The sequence below is a fragment of the Geodermatophilus sp. TF02-6 genome (assembly GCF_003319115.1).
Taxonomy (GTDB): Bacteria; Actinomycetota; Actinomycetes; order Mycobacteriales; family Geodermatophilaceae; genus Geodermatophilus.
Window position 1 is genome coordinate 60911 of record NZ_QOHF01000020.1, and the last position, 26669, is coordinate 87579.

Annotated in this window: 25 protein-coding genes and 1 riboswitch; of the genes, 14 read left to right on the plus strand and 11 right to left on the minus strand. The window is 77.2% G+C overall.

The genetic code is table 11. The annotated features are described in order from the left end of the window. The first annotated feature begins 106 nt into the window (after positions 1-106). The gene (locus tag DQ238_RS17275; protein ID WP_113782502.1) at positions 107-553 is read left to right on the plus strand and encodes a rhodanese-like domain-containing protein; all 447 of its coding nucleotides are present in this window, start codon (positions 107-109) and stop codon (positions 551-553) included. Between the two features lie 178 nt (positions 554-731). Here DQ238_RS17275 and DQ238_RS17285 read toward each other — a convergent pair whose 3' ends face one another. Next, complete coding sequence (locus tag DQ238_RS17285; RefSeq protein WP_113782503.1) at positions 732-1244, minus strand: VOC family protein; 513 nt, start codon at positions 1242-1244, stop codon at positions 732-734. A 95-nt stretch (positions 1245-1339) separates the two neighbouring features. Between DQ238_RS17285 and DQ238_RS17290 the strand changes: the two genes are divergently transcribed. The 3 genes from DQ238_RS17290 (at position 1340) to DQ238_RS17300 (ending at position 4884) form a co-directional block, all read left to right on the plus strand. Further along, entirely contained in the window at positions 1340-2800 is a 1461-nt protein-coding gene (locus DQ238_RS17290) for an aminotransferase class I/II-fold pyridoxal phosphate-dependent enzyme (RefSeq protein WP_113782504.1), read from the plus strand. Then, entirely contained in the window at positions 2797-3492 is a 696-nt protein-coding gene (locus DQ238_RS17295) for a Mut7-C RNAse domain-containing protein (protein WP_113782505.1), read from the plus strand. The genes DQ238_RS17290 and DQ238_RS17295 overlap by 4 nt, the downstream gene beginning before the upstream one ends. A gap of 102 nt (positions 3493-3594) precedes the next feature. Beyond that, positions 3595-4884 (plus strand): Nramp family divalent metal transporter, encoded by a 1290-nt coding sequence (locus DQ238_RS17300; RefSeq protein ID WP_113782506.1) that lies wholly within the window; start codon positions 3595-3597, stop codon positions 4882-4884. Positions 4885-5062: 178 nt separating this feature from the next. Here DQ238_RS17300 and DQ238_RS17305 read toward each other — a convergent pair whose 3' ends face one another. Continuing rightward, positions 5063-5680: a TenA family protein gene (locus DQ238_RS17305; RefSeq protein WP_113782507.1), complete on the minus strand. Its 618-nt coding sequence runs from the start codon at positions 5678-5680 to the stop codon at positions 5063-5065. Beyond that, the gene (locus tag DQ238_RS17310; protein ID WP_113782508.1) at positions 5677-6273 is read right to left on the minus strand and encodes a TenA family transcriptional regulator; all 597 of its coding nucleotides are present in this window, start codon (positions 6271-6273) and stop codon (positions 5677-5679) included. Before DQ238_RS17310 ends, DQ238_RS17305 begins: the two co-directional genes overlap by 4 nt. A gap of 67 nt (positions 6274-6340) precedes the next feature. Then, positions 6341-6453: riboswitch (TPP riboswitch) on the plus strand. Here DQ238_RS17310 and DQ238_RS17315 point away from each other — a divergent pair. The 7 genes from DQ238_RS17315 (at position 6443) to DQ238_RS17345 (ending at position 11960) form a co-directional block, all read left to right on the plus strand. Continuing rightward, positions 6443-7789: a cytosine permease gene (locus DQ238_RS17315; protein ID WP_113782509.1), complete on the plus strand. Its 1347-nt coding sequence runs from the start codon at positions 6443-6445 to the stop codon at positions 7787-7789. Its footprint overlaps the riboswitch before it by 11 nt. Beyond that, positions 7786-8910, plus strand: coding sequence for a glycine oxidase ThiO (gene thiO, locus DQ238_RS17320; RefSeq protein ID WP_113782510.1), 1125 nt, complete (start codon positions 7786-7788; stop codon positions 8908-8910). Before DQ238_RS17315 ends, thiO begins: the two co-directional genes overlap by 4 nt. Continuing rightward, positions 8901-9101, plus strand: a complete 201-nt coding sequence (gene thiS, locus DQ238_RS17325; protein ID WP_113782511.1) for a sulfur carrier protein ThiS — start codon at positions 8901-8903, stop codon at positions 9099-9101. Before thiO ends, thiS begins: the two co-directional genes overlap by 10 nt. A 17-nt stretch (positions 9102-9118) precedes the next feature. Then, positions 9119-9916: a thiazole synthase gene (locus DQ238_RS17330; protein ID WP_113782512.1), complete on the plus strand. Its 798-nt coding sequence runs from the start codon at positions 9119-9121 to the stop codon at positions 9914-9916. Continuing rightward, on the plus strand, positions 9913-10500 hold the full coding sequence (locus tag DQ238_RS17335) for a thiamine phosphate synthase (protein ID WP_113782513.1): 588 nt from the start codon (positions 9913-9915) through the stop codon (positions 10498-10500). The genes DQ238_RS17330 and DQ238_RS17335 overlap by 4 nt, the downstream gene beginning before the upstream one ends. 278 nt (positions 10501-10778) lie before the next feature. Beyond that, entirely contained in the window at positions 10779-11198 is a 420-nt protein-coding gene (locus DQ238_RS17340) for an ATP-binding protein (RefSeq protein ID WP_113782514.1), read from the plus strand. A 72-nt stretch (positions 11199-11270) separates the two neighbouring features. Next, on the plus strand, positions 11271-11960 hold the full coding sequence (locus DQ238_RS17345) for a class I SAM-dependent methyltransferase (protein WP_113782515.1): 690 nt from the start codon (positions 11271-11273) through the stop codon (positions 11958-11960). Between the two features lie 266 nt (positions 11961-12226). Here the strand turns inward: DQ238_RS17345 and DQ238_RS17350 are convergent, their stop codons facing one another. Next, on the minus strand, positions 12227-14293 hold the full coding sequence (locus tag DQ238_RS17350; protein WP_113782516.1) for a SpoIIE family protein phosphatase: 2067 nt from the start codon (positions 14291-14293) through the stop codon (positions 12227-12229). 795 nt (positions 14294-15088) lie between these two features. Beyond that, positions 15089-15853, minus strand: coding sequence for a hypothetical protein (locus DQ238_RS17355; RefSeq protein ID WP_113782517.1), 765 nt, complete (start codon positions 15851-15853; stop codon positions 15089-15091). A 325-nt stretch (positions 15854-16178) separates the two neighbouring features. Here DQ238_RS17355 and DQ238_RS17360 point away from each other — a divergent pair, with 325 nt between their 5' ends. The 3 genes from DQ238_RS17360 (at position 16179) to DQ238_RS17375 (ending at position 19347) form a co-directional block, all read left to right on the plus strand. Next, positions 16179-17519 (plus strand): APC family permease, encoded by a 1341-nt coding sequence (locus DQ238_RS17360; RefSeq protein ID WP_113782518.1) that lies wholly within the window; start codon positions 16179-16181, stop codon positions 17517-17519. Positions 17520-17553: 34 nt separating this feature from the next. Next, entirely contained in the window at positions 17554-18498 is a 945-nt protein-coding gene (locus tag DQ238_RS17365; protein WP_113782519.1) for a nucleoside hydrolase, read from the plus strand. A gap of 348 nt (positions 18499-18846) precedes the next feature. Then, positions 18847-19347 carry an ATP-binding protein gene (locus tag DQ238_RS17375; protein WP_199506418.1) on the plus strand — a complete coding sequence of 167 codons (501 nt, stop codon included), beginning with the start codon at positions 18847-18849 and terminating at the stop codon, positions 19345-19347. 78 nt (positions 19348-19425) lie between these two features. Here DQ238_RS17375 and DQ238_RS17380 read toward each other — a convergent pair whose 3' ends face one another. From DQ238_RS17380 to DQ238_RS17405, 6 genes are all read right to left on the minus strand, one after another. Further along, positions 19426-21099, minus strand: a complete 1674-nt coding sequence (locus DQ238_RS17380) for a YfjP family GTPase (RefSeq protein ID WP_233496053.1) — start codon at positions 21097-21099, stop codon at positions 19426-19428. Then, positions 21096-22796 (minus strand): ABC transporter, encoded by a 1701-nt coding sequence (locus tag DQ238_RS17385; RefSeq protein WP_113782520.1) that lies wholly within the window; start codon positions 22794-22796, stop codon positions 21096-21098. The genes DQ238_RS17380 and DQ238_RS17385 overlap by 4 nt, the downstream gene beginning before the upstream one ends. 29 nt (positions 22797-22825) lie before the next feature. Beyond that, positions 22826-23452, minus strand: a complete 627-nt coding sequence (locus DQ238_RS17390) for a flagellar brake protein (RefSeq protein WP_158550826.1) — start codon at positions 23450-23452, stop codon at positions 22826-22828. 138 nt (positions 23453-23590) lie between these two features. Beyond that, positions 23591-23827: a Prokaryotic metallothionein gene (locus DQ238_RS17395; protein ID WP_113782522.1), complete on the minus strand. Its 237-nt coding sequence runs from the start codon at positions 23825-23827 to the stop codon at positions 23591-23593. 68 nt (positions 23828-23895) lie between these two features. Then, entirely contained in the window at positions 23896-24600 is a 705-nt protein-coding gene (locus DQ238_RS17400) for an NYN domain-containing protein (protein WP_233496054.1), read from the minus strand. A gap of 199 nt (positions 24601-24799) precedes the next feature. Then, positions 24800-26419, minus strand: coding sequence for an acyl-CoA dehydrogenase family protein (locus DQ238_RS17405; protein ID WP_113782524.1), 1620 nt, complete (start codon positions 26417-26419; stop codon positions 24800-24802). Between the last annotated feature and the right edge of the window lie 250 nt (positions 26420-26669).

The window sequence follows — 26669 nt, forward strand, 5'->3', positions numbered from 1 at the left end:
ACATCTCAGATGTCAGGCCGCGCCGCGTCAAGAGGTGACCGGTCCGCCGCGGTCGTCGGCAGGAACGGGCCTCGTGGGGCGCCCCGGGCAGCGCCACCATCGGGGCGTGGCCACCGACTGGACGACCCGGCCTGCCGACGCCGCCGCCCACTTCGCCCGGAAGCTGGCCGTGGAGACCGACGTGAGCGACGTGCACGCGGCGCTGGAGTCCGGCGCGCCGGGCTTCGTGCTGCTCGACAGCCGCAGCCGCGAGGCATGGGATGCCGGCCACGTCCCCGGCGCGGTGCACCTGCTCGGCCGCGAGGTCCCCGAGCGCGCACCGGCCGAGCTGGACCGGTCCGTCCCGGTCGTCACCTACTGCTGGGGCCCGGGGTGCAACGGCGCGACGCGGGCCGCGCTCGCGCTGGCGCAGCTGGGCTACCGGGTGCGGGAGATGCTCGGCGGCTTCGAGTACTGGGCGCGCGAGGGGCTGCCCGTGGCGACGGCGGACGGCGGGCACCGCCCCGCCGTCGACCCGCTCACCGCCGTCTCCTCGGTCAGGTGCGGCTGCTGAGGTCGGGCACCGGGTCGTCGGCGAGCCGGGCCCAGAGCAGTTCGTCGTGCTCGCGCCCGTCGCCGTAGCGGTACGAGCGGCAGGGTCCCGCCGCTGGCCCCGTCCCGAGGCTCGCGCCGAGCCTGCGAGGCGTGAGGAGGACGGGGTCCTTCCATGGCGGGGGGCAGGGGGTCCTTCTTCAGGCGGGGACGGAGACCCCGACGCCGCCGCGGGTGTGCGCGCCGTAGCGGGCGATCTCGCCATCGAGGTCCAGCGGCGCGGTCATCGCCGCGCCCTCGGTGAGCCCCGGGGTGATCAGCTCGGCGGGGAGCAACCAGGAGACCTCGAACTCCAGGCCGTCGGGGTCCTGCGCGTAGAGGGCCTTGGTGGTGACGTGGTCGGAGGCGCCGACCAGCGCGCCGGCCTGCCGCAGCGCGTCGCGGATGCGGGCGAGCTCGGCGAGGGTGTCGACCTCCCAGGCCAGGTGGTAGAGGCCCACGGTGCGCCGGCCGGCCTCCGAGGCACCGGCGCCGGCGCCGATCCGGAACAGGCCCAGGTCGTGGTCGTTGGTCGACCCCTCGGCCTGCAGGAAGACGGCGGCGCCGGGGATCTCGGTCCTCACCCGGAAGCCGAGGACGTCGCGGTAGAAGGCGGTGCTGCGGGCGACGTCCCGGACGTAGAGGACGGCGTGGTTGAGGCGCTGGACGGGCACGGCGGGCTCCTGCTCGGTCGGACGACGCACCCAGTGTGCGGCAATTTGCTTGAGACTTCAAGTATTGGCCGCCCCTGATCGGGTAGGGGCCGGCCATGGACCACTCGCGCGCACCCGTCCTCGAGGCCCTGCAGGAGTTCCGCCGCCGCGGCGACGTCGTCTTCGGCCCGCCCGGCCACAAGCAGGGCCGGGGCGCCGACCCGCGGGTCGTGGAGGTCGTCGGGGAGGGCGTGTTCGCCTCCGACGTCCTCTCGCTGGGCGGGTTGGACGACCGGCGGGAGTCGCAGGGCGTCGTGACCCGGGCCGAGGAGCTCATGGCCGACGCCGTCGGCGCCGACCACGCCTTCTTCTCGACCTGCGGCAGCTCGCTGTCGGTGAAGAGCGCGATGATCTCCGCCGCCGGCCCGGGTGAGGAGCTGCTGGTCAGCCGCAACGCGCACAAGTCGGTGGTCGCCGGGTTGATCATCAGCGGCATCCGGCCGGTCTGGGTGCACCCGCACTTCGACGCCGAGCGGCAGCTGGCCCACCCGCCGGAGCCGGACGACGTCCGCCGCGCCCTGGGAGCGCACCCGGACGCCAAGGGCATGCTGCTGATCACCCCGACCGACTGGGGCACCTGCGCCGACGTCGCCGGGGTCGCCCGGGTCTGCCACGAGCGCGACGTCCCGCTGGTCGTCGACGAGGCCTGGGGAGCGCATCTGCCGTTCCACCCGGATCTCCCGGCATGGGGCATGGACTCCTGCGCCGACGTCGTGGTCACCAGCGTGCACAAGATGGGAGCGGCGATCGAGCAGAGCTCGGTGTTCCACCTGCAGGGCGACCGGGTCGACCCCACCGTGCTGAAGCAGCGGGAGGACCTGCGGGGGACGACCAGCTCGTCCTCGCTGGTCTACCTGACCCTCGACGGCTGGCGGCGGCAGATGGTCCAGCACGGCAAGCAGCTGCTGGGCGCGGCGATCGAACGGGCCGGCCGGGTCTCCGACGCCGTCGCCGCTCTGCCCGGCCTCGACCTCATGGGCCGGGAGGTGGTGGGCCCCGGGATGGCGTTCGACCTCGACCCGCTGGTGCTCACCGTCGACGTCCGCGGCCTGGGCATCACCGGCTACCAGGCCGGTGACTGGCTGCGCACCGAGCGGCACGTCGACGTCGGCTCGGCCGACGCCTGCCGGATCAGCGCGCGGTTCACCTCCGCCGACGACGACGAGACCGCCGGGGTGCTCGTCGACGCGCTGCGTGCCCTCGTCGACGGTGCGGCGTCGATGCAGCGCCCGCCGCGGGTCGACCTGCCCGCCCCGCGGGGCCTGGAGCTGGAGCAGGTGATGACGCCGCGGGAGGCGTTCTTCGCCCGTGTCGAGCAGGTGCCGGTGGCGCAGGCGGTGGGCCGGGTGGCTGCCGAGATGGTCAGCCCCTACCCGCCCGGCGTGCCGGTGCTGGCGCCCGGCGAGCGGATCAGCCGGGAGGCGGTCGACTACCTCGCCAGCGGTGTGCGGGCGGGGATGCTCGTGCCCGACGCCGCCGACCCGTCGATGGAGACCCTCCGCGTCGTCGCCCGATGAGCGTCACCGTCCGGGTCGCGCCCGAGCTGGCGTTCCTCCTGCGTCCGCGGGACCGGCCGACCCGGGAGCGCCGGCTCGGCTTCGACCCGGACGCCACGCTGGCGCACGTCGTCCAGGCGGCGGGGGTGCCGCTGACCGAGGTCGGAGAGCTCCGGCTGGACGGCGTCCCGGCCCGGCCGGAGGCGCGCTCCCGGCCGGGCAGCGTCGTGGAGGTGGCGCCGGTCGCCCGGCCGCAGCCGGTACCGGCCGGCGGCTTGCTGCTGGACGTCGGCCTGGGCGCGCTGGGACGGCGGCTACGGCTCCTGGGCCTGGACGCGGCGTGGTCCAACGACGCCGATGACGCCGAACTCGCCGCGCGGGCCGCCGCCGAGGACCGGGTGCTGCTCACCCAGGACCGCGGCCTGCTCATGCGCCGCGGGGTGCGGGGTGCCCTGGTGCGCGGCAGCGGACCGGACGAGCAGCTCGCCGACGTCCTCGACCGGTTCGCCCCGGAGCTGGCCCCCCTGACCCGCTGCACCGCCTGCGGCGCCCGGCTCGAGACCGTGGCGAAGGCCGCGATCGCCGACCGGCTGCCGGCGGGTACCCGCCGCAGCTACGACGAGTTCTCCCGGTGCCCGGCCTGCGGCCGGCTGTACTGGCGCGGCGCGCACGCCCGCCGGATCGACGAGCTGGTCCGCGCCGCCCGGCACTGAGCCGAGGTCGGCCCGCGGGGGCCACGGCCTGGCCCCGGTGTGTCACCCGCGACGGGCACGAGCAGGAGCGCCCGTCCACCGTCGCACCCCCGCGAGGCCGCCGTGTACCTGTCGAAGACCGAGGCCGCCGTCCTGCCCACCACGCTGGCCGGCACGCCGAGACGACTCCCGCAGACGCGCGGCCGGCGGCGGGTCTGGCCGCTGCTGGGGCCGGCGTTCGTGGCCGCGGTCGCCTACGTCGACCCGGGCAACTTCGCCACCAACTTCTCCGGCGGCGCGGCCTTCGGCTACACGCTGCTGTGGGTGATCGTCGCGGCCAACCTGATGGCGGTGCTCATCCAGTCGCTGACCGCCAAGCTCGGCCTGGCCACCGGCCGCGACCTGGCCACGCTGTGCCGGGAGCGGCTGCCCCGGCCGGTCACCTGGGGGCTGTGGGCCCAAGCCGAGGCCGTGGCGATCGCCACCGACCTCGCCGAGATCGTCGGCGGCGCGGTGGCGCTGAACCTGCTCTTCGGCGTCCCCCTGCCGATCGGCGGGGGAATCACCGCCGTGGTGGCCTTCGTGCTCCTGGGCGCGCAGTCGCGCGGGCACCGGCCGTTCGAGCGGGTGATCGCCGGGCTGCTGCTGGTCATCGGCGCCGGCTTCGGCTACACGCTGCTCGGCTCGGGCGTCGACTTCGGCGGGGTCGCCGGCGGCCTGGTGCCCTCCTTCGACGGGCCGCAGAGCCTGGTGCTGGCCACCGGCATCCTGGGCGCGACGGTGATGCCGCACGTGATCTACGTGCACTCCGCGCTCACCCCGGGCCGCTACGGCGACGTGGTCACCGCCGGCCGCACGGCCGCCGGCCGCCGCCGACTGCTGCGCGCCCAGCGCCTGGACGTGCTGCTGGCCATGGGGCTGGCCGGCCTGGTCAATGCGGCGATGCTCGTCGTGGCCGCGCAGCTGTTCACCGGAGCGGCCGACGCCGGCTCGCTGCAAAGCGTGCACGCCGGCCTCGGCGACCAGCTCGGCACCGGCGCCGCGATCGCGTTCGCGCTGGCCCTGCTGGCCTCGGGGCTGGCGTCGTCGTCGGTGGGCACCCACGCCGGCCAGGTGGTGATGGCCGGCTTCCTGCGCCGGCACGTGCCGGTGCTGGCCCGGCGGATGATCACGCTGGCGCCAGCGCTGGTCGTGCTGCTGCTCGGCGGTGACCCGACGACCGCGCTGGTCTGGTCGCAGGTGGTGCTCTCCTTCGGCATCCCGTTCGCGCTGGTGCCGCTGCTGTGGCTGACCAGCCGCCGCGACCTCATGGGCGGCTGGGTCAACCGGCGGGTCACCACCGCCGCCGGGTCGGTCGTCGCGGCGCTGGTCATCGCCCTCAACGCCCACCTGCTCATCGGAGTGGTGGCCTAGCGTCCGACGCGGGCGCACGACCCCGTCCATCGACGACGTGCTGTCGGCCGTCCGGGAGCGGGCCCGGCGCGAGGGCCGCTCGGTCGGGATCGTGCGTTCTCGCCGCAGCTCCCGAGGCATGGGAAGCGATACGTGCGTTCTCGGGGCCAAGACGCACGTATCGCTTCCCATGTCCAGGTCAGGTGGCGTGCCAGGCGGCGGCGAAGAAGCCGACCTCCAGCTGCATCGCCCGCCGGTAGGCGGTCCGGACGGCGGGGACGTCGTCCGCGGTTCGGTCGAGCAGCGCCTCGAGCGTCGCGGCCAGCTCGTCGAACCCCGGGTCGGCGTAGGTGGTGACCCACTCCGCGTAGTCCCCGGCCGCCTCCGCCGACAGCGCCCGCCCCAGGTGGGCGTAGAGCCGCATGCACGGCGTCATCGCCGCCGCGGTCAGGCCGACCCCGCCGAGGGACGCCGTCGCCAGCAGGAAGTCGGTGTAGGCCAGCGTCGCCGGCAGCGGCTCGACGGCCGCCAGGTCGATGCCGGAGCGGGCGGCGTAGCCGGCGTGCAGCCGCAGCTCCTCGCGGACGCCGGCCAGCAGGTCGGCGAAGACGTCGAGGGTGGCCCGGTCGGGGCTGTGCGCGACGCCGAGGGCGTAGGCGCGGGCGAAGGACTCCAGGAAGAACGCGTCCTGGGCCACGTACCCGGCGAAGCGCTCCCGCGGCAGCGTGCCGTCCCCCAGAGCGGCCACGAACGGCGAGGCCAGCGCCTCGGCGGCCAGGTCGGCGTTGGCCGCCCACAGGTCGGCGGACAGACTCATACTGCATCCACCGCCATCTCCCAGAAGGCGGCCTCCGCGGCGACCACCTCGGCGAAGACGGCGTCCGGCTCCGGCGCCGGGACGGCGTCGGCCGCCGCCTCGAGGCCGGACACGTAGGTCGCGAACGCCGGCACGGTCCAGTGCTCGACGAACGGCCGGAAGGCGGGCGCCCCCGGGCGGGCGTACGACCAGGCGTCGAGGTAGGTGCGCTCGATCGTCCACAGCGCGGTCAGCGCCGTCCCGACGTCGGCGTCGTCGAGGCGCGCCAGCAGGTCGGCGTAGGCCGCGGTGGCCGGCAGCGCCGGTGCCCCCAGGTCCAGCCCGCGGACGGCGGCCTGCTCGTCGAACCAGTCGAGCTCCTCGACCAGCGCGACGAGGCCGCCGGCCACCACCGCCTGCGCCGGCCGGGGCGCCCGGGCGAGCAGCCGGGCCTGGAAGCGCAGCAGGTCGGCGACGAAGCGGGCGTCCTGCACCAGCCAGGTGTCGAAGGCCGCGGCCGGGACCGTTCCGTCGCGGACCGCGTCGAGGAACGGGTGGCGCGTGGCCCGCCGCCAGGCCTCGGGGTGGCGGGGGAGGAGGTCGGCGACCGGCACGGCGGCGACTGTACGAGTCCGGGGCCGCCGACCGCGGCGTGGTCCGCGGCGGGGGCCTATGGTGGGCACTGCCACGTGCGGGAGCTCGGGTCGACCGGGCTGAGAGGGCGGCTGGACGCGCCGCCGACCGCTGGAACCTGACCGGGTAATGCCGGCGTAGGGAGCGGCCATGAGCACCTCGGACGCCGTCCGCACCGGCGCGCCCACCGCGGACGCGCCCCTCACCCTGACCGAGCGGCCCGTCGCCACGCTGGGCCTGCGCGACGCGCTGGGGCTGTGGGGCAACCTGGGCATCAGCGTGCTGCTGCCGGTGGCCGCCGTCTTCGTCGTCCTCCCCGGCCGGCCGCTGGCGCTCACCATCGGCGCGGTCGTCGTCGGCGCGGCCGTCGGGTCGGTGCTGCTCGGGCTGGCCGCGGCGGCCGGTGCGCGCGAGCGCGTGCCGACGATGGTGCTGCTGCGCGGCCTGCTCGGCCGGCGCACCTCCTGGCTGCCCACGGCGCTGAACCTGGTGCAGTGCGTCGGCTGGGCGACCTTCGAGACCGTGGTCATCGCCGAGGCCGCGTCGCGGGTGCTCGACGCGCCGCGCTGGCCGTTCGTGCTGCTCGCCGGCGGGCTGGCCACCGCGATGGCGCTGCGCCCGCTGGGGGTGGTGCGGCTGCTGGCCCGCTACGCGGTGTGGGCGGCGCTGGCGGCGATCGGCTACCTGTTCGTCGAGGTGCTCTGGCAGCCGCTGCCCCCGCTGACCGACGGCAGCGCGACGTCCTTCTGGGCGGCGGTGGACGTGGTCGTCGCGCTGCCCGTCTCCTGGGTGCCGCTCGTCGCCGACTACACCCGCCACGTGCGCAGCGGGAGAGCGGCCTTCGCCGGGTCGGCGCTGGGCTACGGCGTCGCGACCGTGGTGATGTTCACCCTCGGGGTCCTCGCGCTGGCCGCCTACGGCAGCGCCGGGCTGGACGTCGTCGACGCGCTGCTGGCGGTGCCGCTGGGCGCGGTCGCCGTGCTGGTCCTGGTCGCGGTGGAGCTCGACGAGGCCTTCGCCAACGTGTACTCGACGGCGGTGTCGGCGCAGAACGTCGTCGCCCGGCTCGACCGCAGGCTGCTCGCCCTGGTCGTCGGCGGGATCGCCACCGGCCTGGCGCTCACCGTCGACATCGCCGCCTACGAGCCGTTCCTGTTCCTCATCGGCGCGGTGTTCGTCCCGCTGGCCGGCGTCCTCGCGGTCGCCTACCTGACCACCCCGCGGGGCGAGTGGGACACCTCCGACGCCGCTCCGGCCCGGCCGCTGTTCCTGCTCCCGTGGACGGCGGGGTTCCTCGCCTACCAGCTGACGCTGCCGACGTACTTCTCCGGGCCGGGAGCCGGCTGGACGGCGTGGTGGACGCAACGCCAGCTCGACCTGGGCATCGACCCGGCCAACGGCTGGTCGGCGTCGCTGGTCAGCCTCGCCGTCGCCGTGGCGCTGACCGCGCTGGTCCGCCTGCCGCAGGTGGTGCGACGCCGGGTGCGCCGGCCGTGAGCGACGTCGCGGTCGCCGGCGGGGGGCTGATCGGGCTCGCGGTCGCCTGGCGGGCGGCGCAGCGCGGGCTGGCGGTCACCGTCGTCGACGACTCCCCCGGAGCCGGCGCCTCCGTCGCCGCGGCCGGGATGCTCGCCCCGGTCACCGAGGCCGGTTACCGCGAGGAGGCCCTGCTGCGGCTGGGCCTGGCGTCGCTGCAGCGCTGGCCCGCCTTCGCCGAGGAGCTGCAGCGGGCCACGGGTGCGGACGTCGGACTGCGCACCGCCGGCACCCTGGTCGTGGGCTTCGACGAGGACGACGTGCGCGAGCTCGCCGCGCTGCACGCCTTCCAGGCAGAGCTCGGGCTGGACGCCGAGCGGCTGACGCCGCGGGCGGCCCGCCGCCGGGAGCCGTCGCTGACCCCGCGCGTGCGGGGCGGGCTGCTCGTCGCCGGGGACTCCTCGGTCGACGGCCGCGCGCTGCACGCCGCCCTGCTGGTGGCCGCCCGGGACGCCGGCGTCCGGCTGGTGCGGCAGCGGGCCGCCGCCCTGCTGACCGACGGCGACCGGGCCGCCGGGCTGCGGCTGGCCGACGGCGGCGCGGTCGCGGCCGGCGCCGTCGTCCTCGCGCTCGGCGCGCACAGCGCCGGGCTGCCCGGTGTCCCGCCGCTGCCGGTGCGCCCGGTGAAGGGCCAGGTCCTGCGGCTGGCCGGGGCGGCCGGGCTGCTCGCGGGCACCGTCCGCGCACTGGTCCGCGGCCGGCCCGTCTACCTGGTGCCCTACGGCGGCGACCGGCTGGTCGTGGGCGCCACCGTGGAGGACCGCGGATTCGACCCCACCGTCACCGCCGGCGGGGTGCACGACCTGCTGCACGACGCGATCGACGTCGTCCCCGGGGTCAGCGAGCTGGAGCTGGTCGAGACGCTGGCCCGCTGGCGGCCCGGCACCCCGGACAACGCCCCGCTGCTGGGCCCGAGCGCCCTGCCCGGCCTGGTGCTGGCCACCGGCCACCACCGCAACGGCGTCCTGCTCGCGCCGGTGACCGCCGAGGTGGTCGCCGACCTGCTGGCCACCGGCACGCTGCCCGAGCTGGCCGCTCCCTTCACCCCCGCCCGTTTCGAGAGGGAACCGTCGTGCAGGTGACCGTCAACGGCGACCCCACCGAGCTGGCCGACGACGCGACCGTCGCCGACCTGGTCGCCGCCCGCAGCGGAGGCCACGACCGCGTCGCGGTGGCGCTCAACGGGGACGTCGTCCCCCGCGGCAGCTGGCCCGCGACCCGGCTCTCCCCCGGCGACGCCCTCGAGGTGCTCGCCCCGACCGCAGGAGGCTGATCACGCTGACCCAGGACCTGGCCCCGGCCCTCGCCCGGGAGGAGGCGGCCGACCCGTTCGAGATCGGCGGGCGGACCTTCACCTCGCGGCTGCTGCTCGGCACCGGCGGCGTGCCCAGCCTGGAGACCCTCGAGGCCGCCGTGCGGGCCTCGGGCACCCAGCTGGTGACGGTGGCGCTGCGCCGGGTGGAGGCGTCCTCCAGCGCGTCGATGCTCGAGGTGCTCGACCGCTGCGGGGTGCGGCTGCTGCCCAACACCGCCGGCTGCCGCACCGCCCGGGAGGCGGTGCTGACCGCCCGGCTGGCCCGCGAGGCGTTCGGCACCGACTGGGTCAAGCTCGAGGTGATCGGCGACGAGCACACCCTGCTGCCCGACGCGGTCGAGCTGCTCGACGCCGCCGAGCAGCTGGTCGCCGAGGGGTTCACCGTGCTCCCCTACACCACCGACGACCCCGTCCTCGGCCGCCGGCTGGCCGACGCCGGGTGCGCCGCGGTCATGCCCCTGGGCTCGCCGATCGGCAGCGGCCTGGGCATCCGCAACCCGCACAGCATCGCGCTGCTGCGCGACGCGGTGGCCGTGCCCGTGGTGCTCGACGCCGGCATCGGCACCGCCTCCGACGCCGCGCTGGCCATGGAGCTCGGCTGCGACGCGGTGCTGCTGGCCTCCGCGGTGACCCGCGCCCGCGACCCGGAGGCGATGGCGCTGGCGATGCGGCAGGCCGTCGAGGGCGGCCGGCTGGCCCGCCGCGCCGGGCGCATCCCGCGCCGCTGGCACGCCGAGGCCTCCACCCCGTTCCAGGGCCTGCCGGAGCTGTGAGCCTGCCTCGGCTGCTGGTGCTCACCGACCGCACGCAGTGCGACCGTCCGCTGGTCGAGGTCGTGGCCGCCGCGGTGGACGCCGGGGCCCGGGCGGTCGTGCTGCGGGAGAAGGACCTGCCGGGGGACGAGCGGGCCGCCCTGGCCGCCGAGCTGCGGGCGGTGCTGGACCCGGTGGGCGGGCTGCTGGTCGTGGCCGGGGCAAGCGCCCGACCCGCCCACCCCGCCGTCCACCTGGCGGCCGCCGACCCGTTCCCCGACCCCCGCCCGGCGCTGGTCGGCCGCTCCTGCCACTCCGCCGCCGAGCTCCGCGGGGCCCGCGAGGAGGGCTGCGACTGGGTCCTCCTGTCGCCGGTGTTCCCCACGCGGTCCAAGCCCGGGTACGGGCCGGCCCTCGGCGTCGAGGGCTTCGCCCGGCTGCAGCCCCTCGGTCCGCCGGCCTACGCCCTCGGTGGGGTCCGCCCCGCCGACGTGCCGGCCCTCCTGGCCGCCGGGGCGCGCGGAGGGGCGGTGATGGGCGCGGTCATGCGGGACCCGGACGTCGTCCGCGACCACCTCGAGGCCCTGGACGCGGCCGGGGCCTGACCCTCCCGCGCCGGGCAGCACCTGGGTGGGCACCACGGCGACCACGACGCTCCCCGAGTCGCACAGCGCGCCCCACTGGCCGGTGACCCGCTCCACGGCATCCGGGGCGGCGACCTCCGCCCGACCGACAGCGCTCCGACGAGCAGCCCCCGTGTGATCGCTGTTACAGGAGGTTTGACGAGGCGTCAGCGGACCCATACGCAGGTGTTCGGCTCGCCCGCGAGCCGCGACCGGTCGCGCCTGGGGACGGGGGACGAGCGTGTGAGGGGACCATCCGCGTGACACGGGAGACGGCCGGCGCGCTGTGGCCTTCCGCCCGACCGCCGGCGGCGCTGGGCGGACTCGAGTGGGACCTGGTCGACGTCTCCGAACTGCCGCAGCTGCGCGCCGAGCTGCGCCGTCACCTCGGGCCCGACCTGGCCGACCTGCGCGACCGCCTGGTCCTGGCCCTCGACGAGATGGCCTCCAACGCGCTGCGCCACGGCGGCGGCGCCGTCCGGGCCGCGGTGTGCACCACCGACGCCGGCTGGCTGGTCGAGGTCCGCGACGGCGCCCCGGGCACCCCGCCGTCCCCCGCCCTGGGCCGCGACCCCAGCGAGGGCGGGCTGGGGCTCTACCTCATCGCCGAGCTGGCCACCACGCACGGCTGGTACGTCACCGGCGACGGCAAGCACGTCTGGGCCCTGCTCGCCCCCTGACCACCCGTCCGCCCGGCTCCTTTGCTCCGGCAGGCTGTCCGGTGCGCCCGCGGTGGTGCCACGCTGGTCGGCGTGGGTGGCGTGGTCTTCGACTACGACTCGGCCCCGGAGCGCTACCGGCTGGGCATGGCGGTCGCCCGGGCCTCCTCCACCGCGAGCCTCTACGAGGAGGTCTCCTCCCGGCTGGTCGCCCTGGGTGCACGGCGGACCCTGGACGTGGGCTGTGCCGACGGCGCGCTGCAATCGGCGCTGCCACCCGGGCCGCTGGTCGTCGGGCTCGATGCCGCGGCCGCGATGGTGCGCGCGCACCCGCCGCCCGTGGTCCGCGGCGACGCGGCACGGCTGCCGTTCGCCGACGACTCGTTCGACGCGGTGACGGCGCTCAACATGCTGTACCACCTGGCCGATCCGTGCGCCGCGCTGCGCGAGGCCCGGCGGGTCCTGCGGGCGGGCGGGACGCTGCTGGCGTCGGCCATCGCCCGGAGCGACTCGCCGGAGCTCGCGCGGTTCTGGCGGCGGCCGGCGACGTCGTTCGACGCGGAGGAGGCGCCGGCCCTGGTGGCGGAGGTCTTCGACCGTGTGACGGTGGAGCGGTGGGACGCCCCGCTGCTGACCCTGGCCGACGCCGCCGCGGTTCGCGACTACCTCCTCGGCCGGCAGGCACCACCGTCGGCTGCGCTGCGGGCGGCGGCGGAGCTGCCGACGCCGGTGCGGATCACCAAGCGCGGGGCCCTGGTGATCGCCTCGGGCGGGTGCGCCTGAGGTCTCCGTGGCCTGACCGTGAGGTGCCCGACGACCGCCGGACCGCTGATGCGCCGGCCTCGTCCCGGGTCCCGCCCCGAGCCTCCGACGGCCCCCTTGCAGGGTCCCGCCACGAGGCCCCGTCCCGAGGCTCTGGCCCCTTGCAGGGTCCCGCCGCGAGCTTGCGAGCGGTGGGGGGCAAGGGGTCCTTTCCCGAGGGGTGAGGTGGACGGGGTCCTTTCATGGCGGGGGGCAAGGGGGTCCTTCAAGGGGAGGACGAGGTCCTTTCACTGCGGGTGGAGGCGGATCGCCACCAGGGCGATGTCGTCCTGCAGCCCCTCCGGGCGCAGCCGCTCGATCACCGCGTCGCACAGCCGCTCCAGCGGCTGGTCGCCGAACTCGGCCAGCGCGGCGCGCAGCCGGGCGATGCCGTCGTCCAGGGGGAGGTCGCGGCCCTCGACCAGCCCGTCGGTGTAGAGCAGCAGGGTGGCCCCCCGGCGGACGGTGAGCACGTCCTCGGAGCGCACCGTGGCCGGGTCGACGCCCAGCATCAGCTCCGCGCGGCCGGTCGTCAGCTCCTCCACCCGCCCGTCGACGTGCAGCAGCAGGGGCGGCGGGTGGCCGGCGTTGGACCAGCGCAGGGTGGTGAGGCCGGCGGCCCGCTGCTCCGGCGTCTGCTCGACCCGGGCCACCGCCGCGGTCGCCATGGTGCTGATGCCCAGCCCCTGGACGGCGGCGTCGAGGTCGCACAGCACCTGCGCCGGGCCCACCCCGGGCCGGTAGGCGATGCCCCGCAGCAGCCCGCGCAGCTGACCCATGGCCGCCGCGGCCTCGGTGTCGTGGCCGACGACGTCCCCGATGACCAGCATCGTCGTCCCGGAGGGCTGGACGAACGCGTCGTACCAGTCGCCGCCGACCTCGGCGACCTCCACCGCCGGCCGGTAGCGGACCACGATCTCGGCGGAGTCGGGCGTCGGCGGCGCGGTGAGCAGGCTGCGCTGCAGCCCCTCGGCCAGCCGCCGCTGCTGCTCGTAGAGGCGGGCGTTGTCCAGGGCCAGCGCCACCCGCGAGGCGACCTCCTGGGCGGCCGCGACGTCGGCGGCGTCGGCGACCGGCCGGTCCGCGGACCGGTAGACGGACAGCGAGCCGAGCGTGCGCCCGCGGGCGGTCAGGGGCAGGGTCACCGCCGACCGCGGCGCGAGGGTCCAGAAGGCGTCGCTCACCTCGCCCGGCGGCAGGCTGACCCCGACGATCGCGCCGACGTCGTCGACGGTCAGCGTCCGGCCGGAGGTCAGCGCCCGCACGACCGGGGCGTCGGGCCGGATGGAGGCCAGCCGCAGCTCGGCGTAGCGCGCCGCCGTGCCCCGGCAGGCCGGGTCGCGGTGCCAGCTGCCGACGTCGCGGACCCGGCCGTCCTCGTGGGCCAGGCTGACGATCGCCCAGTCCCCGAGCACGGGGACGACCGCCTCGGCGAGCCGCTGCAGGGCCGCGACCTCCCCCTCGCCCGAGCCCAGTGCCTCCGCGGTCACCGCACCCGCCTCGGCGATGAGCGCCAGCCGGGCGGCGCTGCTGCGGGCGCGCTCCTCGGCCGCCTTGCGCTCGCTGACGTCGAGGAGGTACACCGACAGCCCGTCGGGCCCCGGCCACGCCCGGACCTCGTACCAGGCGTCCAGCGGCGCGGGGTGGTACGCCTCGAAGACCCGCTCCCGGCCGGTCTCGACGGCGCCGCGGTAGTGCACCTCGAAGTCGCTGTCCACGGCCGCGGGGCACAGCCCCCAGATCTCCCCGCCCAGCAGCTCCTCGCGCGGCCGGCCGAGCACCCGCTCGGCCTCGGAGTTGACGTAGGAGAAGCGCCACTGCCGGTCGAGGGCGAAGAACGCGGCGTTCATCGTCTCCAGGACGCGGGCGACCCGGGCGTCGGCGTGCCGGGAGGCGGTGGTGTCGTAGGCGGCGCCCAGCACGCGCACCGGCCTGCCCCGCTCGTCGGCCAGCGCCCGGCCGCGGCCCTGCACCCAGCGGGTCCCGCCGTCCGGGAGGACGACGCGGAACTCGGCGTCGTACCCGCCGCAGGTGTCGACGGCGTGCCGGAGCGCCTCCGTCGTCCGCGGCGCGTCGTCGGGGTGCAGGCGCGCGGCGAAGGCGCCGATGGTGCCGTCGAAGTCCGCCCGGTCGTAGCCGAAGATCTCCAGCAGCCGGTCGTCCCAGCGCAGCCGGCCGGTGAGCAGGTCCCAGTCGAAGCTGCCGATGCCGGCGGCGTCGACGGCCAGGTCGATCCGCAGCCGGGTGGCCTCCAGGTCGCGGTCGGGGAGCCCGGCGCCCGGGCGGGGCCGGCCGGCGCTTCCGTCTCGACTCACTCGCACCTTCCCGAGATCGCGGCGGCCGGTGCGCTCGCGGCGGAGCCTCGTCGGCGCTGCCCGGTGCGGCTCACCGGGGACGACGGAGCTGTCCCTTTCTCTCACGGCGGGGCCGGGGAGGCCACGAACTGTGCCGGACACGACACGTGTCGGACCGGTCCCGGCGGCGGGAGCGGCCCGGGGACACCGCCCGGCGGGCGCCCCCGGGTCCGAGAGGAGCGCCCGCCGAGCGGCGGGTGCGGACGACGGCGTCGTCCGCCGGCGCGGGTCGGCGTGCCGTGCGGCTCGTCCCGCGGCGCGGTGCCTGCTCGCGCGGCTCCGTGCGGCCCGGGCGGTCTCCTGCGGTCGACTCCCGGGCGCCGGCGGCGGGCGACGGGCCGTCCTCGGACGGCGCCCGGCCAGGTCGGTGCCGGTCAGAGACCCGGGGAACGGGTACCGGCGCGGACCTGTCGTCCCCTCGGACGGTTCCCGGACGCCGGCAGCGCGTGCCGCACTGCGGACGCCGCCTCCCGGGAGGGTCCGCGCGCTGCGACGGGGCGCAGTCGGCGGGGGGTCGAGGCGGGTACCGGTGGTGCGGAGACGGCTGGGGCGGCGGGAGGACCACCGTCGGAGGGGACCGCCAGGGGCGGTGCGAGGTCGGTCGGGAGGAGCGAGGACCGGTGCGGGCCGACGGGCGCGGCCACCGGGGCAGACGGTGGCCGGCAGTCGGCGGCTGGCAGGCGGTGCGGGGACAGGCGTCGACGGCGGGCGCCGGGGATCAGCCGCGTCGGAAGGGCGGGGAGGACGGGTCCTCCCTCAGCCGGGCAGCTGTCCGCGGGCCGGCGGTGGGCGCGGATCGCCCCGGCTCCGGGCCGGGACGGAGGCCCGGGCGGTTCCCGGCGGCCGGGGTGCCGGGAGGGGCCGCGGTGCCGGCAGCTGCCGGGCGGGCGGCGCGACTCCCGGGACGCGGGTCGGGACGGCCGGCCGGGCGAGCCGGGCCGGACGGAGCGCCGCGGCGGGGGAAGACGCCGCGGGCTGGATCGTGGGGGTGCTCGGCAACTCGGTGAGCACCACCGGGCCGTCCGGCCGGGGCAGGGGCGCGGACAGCGGCGCGGGCGGCGCGGCGGGACGGCCCCAGGCGAGGTGCGCCCCGCCCGGACCGGCGCCCCACAGCGCCAGCCGGCGCACCAGCCCCCGGGCGCGGGCCCGCACTCCGCCCGGACCGGCGCCCCACAGCGCCAGCCGGCGCACCAGCCTCCGGGCCCGGATCCGCAGGCCGCCGGGCAGCGTCGGGGCTGACGACCCGGCCTCGGCGGCGGGCGCGGCGGGCCCGACGGGGGCCGCCGGCCGGCCGGCGAGGGGCTCCCGGGCCGATCCGGCCGCGGGGCGGGGGCGCGCCACCGGCACCGGCCGGGCGGTCGGACGGCGTGCGGCCTGCCGGTGCACGGCCGCCCGCACCGGGCGGGGCCGGCCGCGCAGCAGCAGCGGCTCCGCCCGCTCCAGGACGTCGAGCAGGCCGCTCAGGGTCAGGTCGTCGGTCGTGTGCGCGGGGCGGGGAGCGGGTGCCCGGTCGATCGCCACGACGTCCTCCTGCAGGTGTCGCCGCGGTCGGGGAAGGTGCCGCGGACAGGGAGAACGGTAGGGACGGCGGTGCTGCGCGGCGGCTGTCCGGGACACCTCCCGGAGGGCGCGTGACCGAACCGTTGCCCGGGCCCTCCGCAACGGTCGGCGACCCCTCCTCCGCACCACTGCCTTGTCGACAAGCCGTGCCGTCCCGAGCGTGCACCGCGCTGACCAGGGGCGCGGTCACCTCGGGCCACGCCCGCCGCGCCCGGCGTGTCGGGACCACGGTGGCGCGGCCCGGCCCCGGTTTGCCGGCTCCGGTACCCCCACCGAGACTCGACCGGTGACCGCACAGGCCGAGCCGGAGACCAAGCTGCGCCGGGCCGTCAGCGGCCGGCTGCTCTACCTGTTCATCCTGGGCGACGTCCTCGGTGCCGGGGTCTACGCCCTGGTGGGCGCGGTGGCGGCCGAGGTGGGCGGGGCCATCTGGGTGCCGCTGCTGGCGGCGCTGCTGCTGGCCCTGCTGACGGCGGCCTCCTACGCCGAGCTGGTCACCAAGTACCCGCGCGCGGGCGGCTCGGCCGTCTTCGCCGAACGGGCGTTCCGCTCGCCGGTGGTCGCCTTCCTGGTCGGGTTCTGCATGCTCGCCGCGGGCGTGACCAGCGCGGCCGGGCTGGCGCTGGCCTTCGCCGGCGACTACCTCGCGGTCTTCCTCGACGTGGCCGCCACGCCGGCCGCCCTGCTGTTCCTGCTCGCCGTCGCGCTGCTCAACGCCCGCGGGATCCAGGAGTCGCTGCGGGCCAACCTGGTGATGACGCTGGTCGAGACCTCCGGGCTGGTGCTGGTCGTCGTCCTCGGGGCGCTGGTGCTCGGCCGTGGGGACGGCGACCTCGGCCGGGTGGTGGAGTTCCCGCCCGGGGTGTCGGCCGCCTCGGCCGTGCTGTCCGCGGCGCTGTTGGCCTACTACTCGTTCGTCGGGTTCGAGACGTCGGCCAACGTCGCCGAGGAGGTCCGCGACGTGCGGCGGGTGTACCCGCGGGCGCTGTTCGGGGCGCTGCTCACCGCCGGCGCCGTCTACGTGCTGGTCGGCCTGGCGGCCGCCGTCGTGCTGCCGCCCGAGGAGCTGGCCGCCTCCAGCGGCCCGCTGCTCGAGGTGGTCCGCGCCGCCGACGCCGGGATCCCCGACCGGCTGTTCAGCCTGATCGCCCTGATCGCCGTCGCCAACGGCGCCCTGCTCACGATGATCATGGCCAGCCGGATGGCCTACGGGATGGCCGAGCAGCACCTGCTGCCCGCCGTCCTCGGCCGGGTCCTGCCCCGTCGGCGGACGCCGTGGGTGGCCATCACGGTCACCACGCTGGTCGCGATGGGGCTCAGCCTCGCCGGCGACCTGCCCACCCTGGCCAACACGGTGGTGCTCCTGCTGCTGTTCGTCTTCCTCAGCACCAACACCGCGGTGCTGGTGCTGCGCCGCGACCGCGTCGAGACCGACCACTTCCGCGTGCCGGCGGTGGTGCCCGTGCTCGGGATCGGCTCGTGCCTGCTGCTGCTCTCCCAGCAGGAGGCGGTGACCTGGGGCTTCGCCGGGGTCCTGCTCGCCGCCGGCCTGCTGCTGTACCTGGTGACCGCGCTGCCGCGCCGGCGGGCGGCGGCCCGGGCACGCACGGACGCCCCGGTCGGCTGAGGCCGCACCGCGCGGCGTCTGGTGGGATGGCGCGGTGGCCGAGCGCACACCCCTGGTGATCGACACCGACCCCGGCATCGACGACGCTCTGGCGATCCTGCTGGCGCTGGCCAGCCCGGAGGTCGACCTGCGCCTGGTGTGCACGGTGCACGGCAACGTCGAGGTGGCACAGGCGACGGACAACGCGCTGCGGGTGCTGCACCTGGCCGGGCGCTCCGACGTCCCGGTGGCCGCCGGCGCCCGCGACTCGCTGGTCTACCGGCAGCCGGAGCGGGCCGGCCACGTGCACGGCGCCGCCGGCCTCGGCGGGGTGCAGCTGCCGGCGTCCCCGGCCACGGTCGACCCGCGGCCGGCGGTGGTGGCCCTCGCCGAGCTGCTCACGGCGGCGCAGACGCCGGTGACCGTGGCCGCGATCGGCCCGTGGACCAACATCGCCCTGCTGCTGGCCACCTACCCCGAGGCCGCCGACCGGATCGGCCGGCTGGTGCTCATGGGCGGCTCGGCCGGGCGCGGCGGCAACGTCACGGCCGCGGCGGAGTTCAACGTGTGGGCCGACCCGGAGGCCGCGCAGCGGGTGCTGGGCTCGGCGGTGCCGACCGTGCTGGTCGGCCTGGACGTCACCGTACCCACGGTGCTCGACGCCGACGGCATCGCCCGCTTCGCCGCGGCCGGCCGCGTCGGGGAGACCGCCGCCGCCGTCCTGCGGCAGTACGTCGACCACGCCCGGACGCAGTACGGCACCCGCGGCGTCGTCCTGCACGACGCGCTGGCCCTCACCGAGGCGATCGTCCCGGGCACGCTGGGCACGGTCCGGCGGGACGTCGTCGTCGACACCACCCTGGGCGCCGGCCGCGGGCAGACGCTGGTCGACCGGCGCCGCGTGTCCGACTCCCCCACCGCCGTCGACGTGGCCGAGACCGTGGACAGCGCAGCGGCGGTGGAGTTCCTGGTCGGCCGGCTGGCGGCGCTGAGCCGGTAGGAGGACCCCCTTGCCCCCACGGCCCCGTCCCGAGGCTCGCCCCGAGCCTGCGAGGGGTGGGCAGGAGGGGGTCCTCCTACCTGCAGGGGGACGCAGCGGGCCGCGATGTCGGTGACCTCACCGAGGGCGTCGGCCAGGCTCCGATCGGCCAGCACCACCTGGCTCAGGTCACGCCACAGGTCCTGCACCCGGCCCAGTCTGCCCCGCCGCGGCGACCCGCAGGACCGGGGCCGCTGCCCGCCGGCCGGACCCGCCGCTGCGGGAACGGACCCCTTCGGTCAGGATGGAGGGTGCAAGGTCGGCCGTCGGGGTCCGGCCGCTCGCCCAGCACCGGCGGAGGAGATCGCCTTGGGCCAGGAGCCGTGGCCGCACACACCCGTCCCCTCCGTCCCCGGCGACGTCTGGCACTGGCAGCTCGACACGATGCACGTCGTCTCCCGGGTCCGGGCCGACCTGCGCGCGCGGATCGCCCATCCGTCGGTCTGCTCGTCCTCGACCGACGACGCCCGGGACGGTCTGCTGCTGGTCTTCGAGGAGCTGGCGTCCAACGCGCTGCGGCACGGCGGCGGCGCGGTGCGCGCCCTCGTCGTCGCGGGCCCGGACGGCTGGCTGCTCGACCTCAGCGATGAGGCGCCCGACTGCCCGCCGGTGCCCGCCGTCGACCGCGACCCGGCCCTGGGCGGCATGGGGCTGCACCTGGTCGCCCAGCTGTCCACCGACTACGGCTGGGAGGGCCGGCCGGGCCGCAAGCACGTCTGGGCCCAGCTGCCCAACGGCCACACGCCGCTGCAGGTCGGGCGGGAGCGGCTGCCCGAGCCGCGCGCGCCCGAGGCCCCGCGGCCCGACTGAACCCGGGCATGGGAAGCGATACCTGCGCCTGGGGCTCCACAACGCACGTATCGCTTCCCATACCCGAGGGGGGCGCGCTCAGCGGCGGGCCCGGGTGACCGCGGCGCAGAAGCGGGCGTGGTCCTCCCGGACCTCCGCCATCGGCGCCAGCACCTCCTCCTGCGCGACGGCGTCGACCGCGGCGTGCAGCCGCTGCTCGGCCCGCCGCGCCCGCCGCCGGGCCCGCGCCTGCACGAACGGCCGGGCCACCAGCGCCAGCAGCGCACCGGCGAGCAGGCCGCCGACCAGCAGCAGCGTGGGCAGCGGCAGCCCCTCGACCCGGGGCAGCGGGACGACGTCGTCGAGCTGGAAGAACCCGAGGACGACCAGCGCGAGCAGCCACAGCGCCCCGACCAGCGCGGTCAGCGCCAGCAGCCACTGCAGCCCGCCGACCCCGCGCTGCCACAGCGGGGTGCGCTGCGGGCCCAGGTCGGTGCCCGCGACGGCGCGGTCGAGCCGGTCGGCCATCCGCTCCTCGGACACCTCGACGGTGCGCCGCAGGTCGTCCCGCCAGGCCTGGGGCAGCCCCTCGCCCGCGGCCTCCCGCGCCGTCCGCACCGCCCGGGTCACCCCCGCCTGGGTGAGCGCCCCGGGCGCCGGCAGCGACGTCCGGGCCGGCACGGTGGCGCCGTCCGCCGTCCCCAGGTGCAGCCGGTCGAGCGGGTCGGGGCGCAGCTTGCGGGTCCAGCGCACCAGCGGCCAACCGGTGGCCGCCGTGCCGCTGCGGCGCACCGAGCGTTCGACGGCGGTCACGACCGCGGGCACCCCGGCGGCGTCGGCCAGCGCGGCGGTGAGCTCCTCGCGCTCCCGGCGTCCCACCCCGGAGCGGCCGGCGTCCTCGGCGCAGTGGGCCGACAGCGCCGTGGCCGCGCCCCGGACGTCGGCGGTGAGCCGGTCGGTCGCCGCCCGCCGGGCCGACACCCGCGTGGCCAGCGCGGCGCGCAGCTCGCCGAGCCCGGCGCCGGTGCGCGCCGAGACGGCCAGCAGCGGCGTGTCGGCCAGGCCCTCCCGGTCCAGCAGGCCGCGCAGGTCGGCCAGGCAGGCCCGGGCGGCCTCCGGGGAGAGCCGGTCGACCTGGTTGAGGACGACGAGCAGCACGCCGGCGTGCCCGGCCAGCGGCACGAGGTAGCGCTCGTGGACGGCGGCGTCGGCGTACTTCTCCGGGTCGAGCACCCACACCAGCACGTCGACCAGCTGCACCAGCCGGTCGACCTCCAGCCGGTGCTCGAGCCGGACGCTGTCGTGGTCGGGCAGGTCGAGCAGCACCAGCCCGTCCAGCGCCGGCTCGGGGGCGTGGCGGTGCCGGCGGGGCACCTCCAGCCAGTCGAGCAGCCGGTCGGTCGTGTCGTCGGGGTGGCCGTCGGCGCCCCACACGGTGGCGTGCGCGACGCCGGTGGTGGGCCGGCGGACGCCGGGCGTGCTCACCTCGGCACCGGACAGCGCGTTGAACAGGGTGGACTTGCCGCTGCCGGTCGCGCCGGCCAGGGCGACCACGGTGGCGTCGCCCAGCGCCTCCCGGGCGCCGGCCTTGGCCAGCAAGGCCCGGGCCTGCGCCACCTCCGGCACCTCGAGGCGGCCCTCGGCCACCTCGACCGCGTCGCGGAGGGCCGCCAGCCGGTCGGCCAGCGGCGCCTGACGGCGGCTCGTGCGTCCTCCTCGCCGGCGTTCGTCCGCACCGGCCCGGCTGCCGTGCCCCTGGACCAGCTCGCTCACGACGCCCCCACCCGGGCCGAGGTCAGGGCCGCGGCGGCGGCGCGCAGGCCGGCGGCGGCGTCGGGCGGTGGCGCGGCCGCGTCGACGAGCGCGTCGAACCGCCCCTGCTCGTAGCGCAGCAGGTCGTCGACGCGGCCCTGCAGGTCCTCCCGGGCGCGGGCGGCCAGCGAGCGGACGGCGGCGTCGCCGAAGACCGCCTCCAGCAGCCGCTGCCCGACGGCCGTCGTCCCGCCGGCGACCGCCACCTCGCCGCCGGTGAGCCCGCCGGTCTGCGCGAAGACGGCCACCATGACGGCGGCGCCGGCGCCGTTGACGCCCCACGACAGCAGGCGCGCCTGGGTGCGCTTGCCGGCGCCCTCCTCGCGGACCAGGTCCAGGACGTAGCCCTGCCAGTCGCGGACCTGCGCCGCAGCGGCCTCGGGGAAGTCCGGGGAGACCCGGTCGAGGTCCTCGTCGGCTCCGGCGAGCAGGTCCGGCCCGCCGGGCAGCGCCCGCCACGCGGTGACGGTGCGCTCGGCGGCGCGGTCGGCCTCGGCGCGCAGCAGGGTCTCGACACTGGTCTCCAGCGCGCCGGTCAGGTCGTCGGTGGGGTTCGGGCGGCCGGTGAACGCGGCGGTGACCCGGTCGCGCAGCCGGCCGATCGAGCTCTGCAGCGAGCGCATCCACTCGCCGGTGCCGACGAACTCCTGCCAGCGGGCGAGCACCTCGCCGCGCAGCAGGCTGCCGCTGCGCACGCCCTCGTCGACGCCGTCGTAGGCGGCGGTGTAGGCGGCCGCGGCGGCCTCCCGCAGCACCGTGGCGGCCCGGGTCTGCTCGTCGACGGCGCGGGCGATGCCGGCCACCCGGTCCTCGAGGCTGGCCAGCGCGCCGGTGAGCGTCTGGCGGACGACGGCGGCCCGCTGCTCGGCGTCGGCGGCGAGCGCGTGCAGCCACCGGCGCAGCGGCGCGACCTGGTCCTCGGGCAGCCGACCGTCGGCCAGGGGCCGCTCCTCGACGATGAACAGGCGGGCCCCGGCCAGGCCGGCCCGCTCGAGCATGCCGGCGAGGTCCGGGGCGATCTCCGCCGCGGCGCCCGGCGGCACCCGGTCGAGGACGACGGCCAGCGCGGTGCCCCGCTCCTGCGCCGTCCGCAGCATGTCCCAGGGGACGGCGTCGGCGTAGCGGGCGGCGGTGGTGACGAAGACCCACAGGTCGGCGGCGGCCAGCAGCTGGGCGGCGAGCTCGCGGTTGGACTCGACCACCGAGTCGACGTCCGGCGCGTCCAGCAGCGCCAGCCCGGGTGGGACGTCGTCCCGCGCGACCAGCTGCAGCGTGCCGGGGCCGCCGCTCCCGCCGGTGACCCGGGCCAGGCCGGGCAGCACCCGGTCGCCCTCGAACGCCGCCCGGTCGGTGTGGGCGCAGACCAGCACGGGGGCCCGGGTGGTCGGCCGCAGCACGCCGGGTGCGGTGACCGTGGCGCCGACCAGGCTGTTGACCAGGGTGGACTTGCCGGCCCCGGTGGAGCCGCCGACGACGGTCAGCAGCGGGGCGTCGAGGTCGCGCAGGCGCGGCAGCAGGTAGTCGTCGACCTGCTCGACCACCCCGCGGGCGGCCCGGCGGGCGGGCTCGGCGCCCGGGGTGGCCAGGCCGAGGGGAGCGGCCGCGACGGCGTCCCGCAGGGCTGCCAGGGCCTCGGGCAGGCGGGCGGGGAGCGTCACACCAGGGGACTATCCCGTGAGCTGCGGTTCTAGTCGGGCCGGCGGGCGCGCTCCTCGCGCATCGCCCAGAACACCCGGCGCCGGAGCCGGTCCTGCTCCTTCTCCGGCAGGTCGGTGAAGCGCAGGGACAGTCCCCAGCGGGTGCCCCGGGTCTGCTGGCGCACGACCTCGGCACGCGTGGTCACCGCGCCGTCCTCCAGGTGCACGGCGAGCCCGACGGTGGTACCGGGCAGCGGGGGGTGGCCGTGGGCGTCGACGACGGCGCGGACCCCGCCCTCGCTGAGGTCGAGCACGTCGCCGTCCAGGTCGACGCCGTCCACGGTGGCGGTGAGCGCCAGGGCGACGCGGGCGCGCACGGCCTCCCGGCGCTGCCCGGGCTCGACCGGGCCGGCGACGCGCAGGTGCCAGCGGGGGACGGCGCCGCGCTCGACCGTGGCCACCTCGGCGGGCAGCAACCAGCCGCCGTCCGCGTCCCGCCAGAAGACCCGCACCCGGTCGCCGACCCGGACCACCTGCTGCTCGACGAACTCGCCGGCGGAAGGGCGGACGACGAGGGTCGCGGCGCCGGACGCCTCGACCCGGGTGCTCACCGAGAGCCGGTACCCGTCCGGCGTCACCTCGGCCTCGGCGTCCACGCCCGGGCGGTCGGCACCCACGAGCTCTCCGATCCCACGACTGTGCGGCACCGCGCCGCCGCGGAACCGTAACCCGGTCGGGTCGGACACCCCCGCAGGGACGCCGGTGTCGCGCCCCTCCCCGGGAGGTGGGGCCGTGGGAGGCAGGGGGGTCCTTTCTCAGGCCGAGTCGCGGACCGGGGTGTCGCCGTGGACGTGCCGGGCGCAGTGCGCGCAGCAGTAGAAGTGGCCCTCGACGACGACGCCGTGGCCGATGACCTTGCACCCGCAGTGCTCGCAGACCGGGGCCATCCGGTGGATGGCGCACTCGAAGCTGTCGAAGGTGTGCCGCGCCCCCTGGGCGACCACCTCGAAGCTCATGTCGTAGTCGTTGCCGCAGACCTCGCAGACCGCCATGGCTCCTCCTCGTCGTCCGGCGGTCGGATCCTCCCCCGGAGCGGTCCCCGGGACACCGGCGTCCGGCGTCAGCCGTTGCGGCGGAGGTAGGAGGAGACGAACTCCCGCAGGTTGCGGGTGGGCCGCAGCCACGCGCCGTCCGGCGGCAGGGCGTCCAGCCGCACCCGGTCGAGGGGCGCGGCGAAGGCGCCGGGCACGTCCTCGATGTCGATGAACTCCAGCAGCTCGGAGCCGATGGCGTAGCCGGCGACCTCGCTGAACGCGACGACGACGACCTGCGTGCCGGTGCGGGCCAGCTCCTCCAGCGGCTCGGCGAAGTTGCGCCCGTCGCCGGAGAACACCACCAGCCGGCGCAGCCGGTGGCTGTACCGGCGGACCTCGATGTGGTCGATCATGGCCTGGTCGATGTCGTCGTCCGGCTGGGTCTTGGGCCGGGCGAAGACGGCGTAGCCGAAGCCGCGCAGCGCCTCCACCCAGCCGCGCATGCCGCCGACCACCGGCGGGATGTTGGCGAAGACGCAGGCCTCCACCTCCGGCGCGTCGGACGCCGGGTCACCCCCCGCCGCACCCCCGCCGGCGCCCTCGACGAACCAGGCGGCGATCGCGTCGAAGCGGGGCCGCGACGCCGCGGTGGGCCGGGCGCCGATCACCGTCGACAGGGTCATGTCGATGTTGGGTGCGTCCCAGATGAGCAGGTCCAGCGCCGGGCGGCCCCGGCCCTCCAGGAGATCGGCGTCGAGGGCCGTCTCCGCGGCCGTGTCCAGGTCCGTCACGGGGGCAGTCTGCCGGGTCGGCTGCGGCGCGGGGGACGGCGCACCCGCCGGGCGCGGCGGACCGGCCGGTGCGGTCGCCCGGCGGGACACCCGCCGGCGCAGCCGGCTGGCCCGCTCCGCGCCGCTCACCGCCCGCGGCTCTCAGCGCCGGCGCCGCGCACGTCGGGGGAGCAGGCGAGGGTGATCACACGGATGCGGTTCAGCTGGGCCGGACGTGGGCCCGGTCGACCAGCGCGCGGACCGGCGTCCCGGCCGGGAGGGTGCCGAGCACCGCACCCCAGTCGCCGCCCAGCCGGGTGGCGCAGAACGTCTCGGCGACCTCCGCCGGCGCGTGCCGCAGCAGCAGCGAGGCCTGCAGGCAGAGGGCGAGCAGGCCGGCGATGCGGCGGGCACGGGTCGCGAGGCCCTCGGGGTCGGCCAGCTCGGCGGTCAGCCGGCCGACCGCGGCGTCGAGCCGGTCGTCGGCTCCTCGGGCGAGGTCGATCTCGGCGCGGACGGCGGCGAGGGACTGCGAGGAGCGGCCCATCGCCCGCAGCACGTCGAGGGCGATGACGTTGCCCGAGCCCTCCCAGATGGAGTTCAACGGCGCCTGCCGGTACAGCCGGGGCAGGCCGGAGTCCTCGACGTAGCCGTTGCCGCCGAGCACCTCGAGCGCCTCGGCGACCGCCGTCGGCGTCCGCTTGCACACCCAGAACTTGGCGGCCGCCCCGGCCAGCCGGAGGAAGTCGCCCTCCCCGGCGTCGACGGCGGCGGCCAGCCGGACCGCCAGCGCGGTGGCCGCCTCGCTCTCCACGGCGAGGTCGGCGAGGACGTTCTGCATGAGCGGCTGGTCGGCCAGCAGCGCGCCGAAGGCCCGGCGGTGGCGGGCGTGGTGGACGGCCTGGGTGAGCGCGGCCCGCACGGTCGCCGCCGAGCCGAGGACGCAGTCCAGGCGGGTCGTGTTGACCATCTCGATGATCGTCGGGACGCCGCGGCCGGGCTCCCCCACCAGCCAGCCCGTCGTCCCCTCGAACTCGACCTCGCTCGAGGCGTTGGCGCGGTCGCCGAGCTTGTCCTTGAGCCGCTGCAGCCGGAAGACGTTGCGGGTGCCATCGGGCAGCACCCGGGGCATGAGGAAGCAGGAGACGCCCTCGGGCAGCTGGGCCAGGACCAGGAACAGGTCGCTCATGGGGGCGCTGGTGAACCACTTGTGGCCGGTCAGCGCGTACGTCCCGTCGTCCTGGGGGACGGCGCGGGTGGTGTTGGCCCGGACGTCGGAGCCGCCCTGCTTCTCGGTCATCCCCATGCCGGCGACCAGGCCGCGCTTGCCGGTCGGCTCGGCGAGCCCGAACTCGTAGGCGGTCGCGGTGAGACCGGGTTCGTAGCGGGCGGCGAGCTCGGGGGCGGCCCGCAGCGCGGGGACGACGGCGTAGGTCATGGTCACCGGGCAGGCGTGGCCCATCTCGACCTGGGTCCAGCCGAGGTAGCCGACGGCGCGGCGGACGTGCGGGTGGGGGTCCGGAGAGGTCCACGGCGCGCCGGCCAGGCCGTGCTCGACGGCGGTGCGCATGAGCTCGTGCCAGGCGGGGTGGAACTCGACCTCGTCGACGCGGTGGCCGTAGCGGTCGTGGGTCCTCAGGCGCGGCGGGTTCTCGTTCGCCAGCCGGCCCCACTCCTGCGCCTGCTCGCTGCCGGCCAGCGCGCCGAGCGCCTTGAGCGAGTCGAGGGTGGCGGCGTCGGCGTGCCGGACGCAGGCCTCGGCCAGCGCGGCGTCCCCCGCGATGGGGTCGTGGCCGGTCAGCGGCGGGACCTGGTTGGTGACCTCGTGGGTGACGCCCATGACGGCACCGTACGGCTGTTTCACCGTCGTCCTACCGGACGACACCGCGACCACCTGCCGTCCCCGACCCGCGCCGAGCCCTCCACACCCGTTCCTGCTCGGGGAGCCTCCGGCCCCCGCTCCCAGGAACCCGACACCGCGACCACCTGCCGTCCCCGACCCGCGCCGAGCCCTCCACACCCGTTCCTGCTCGGGGAGCCTCCGGCCCCCGCTCCCAGGAACCCGACACCGCGACCACCTGCCGTCCCCG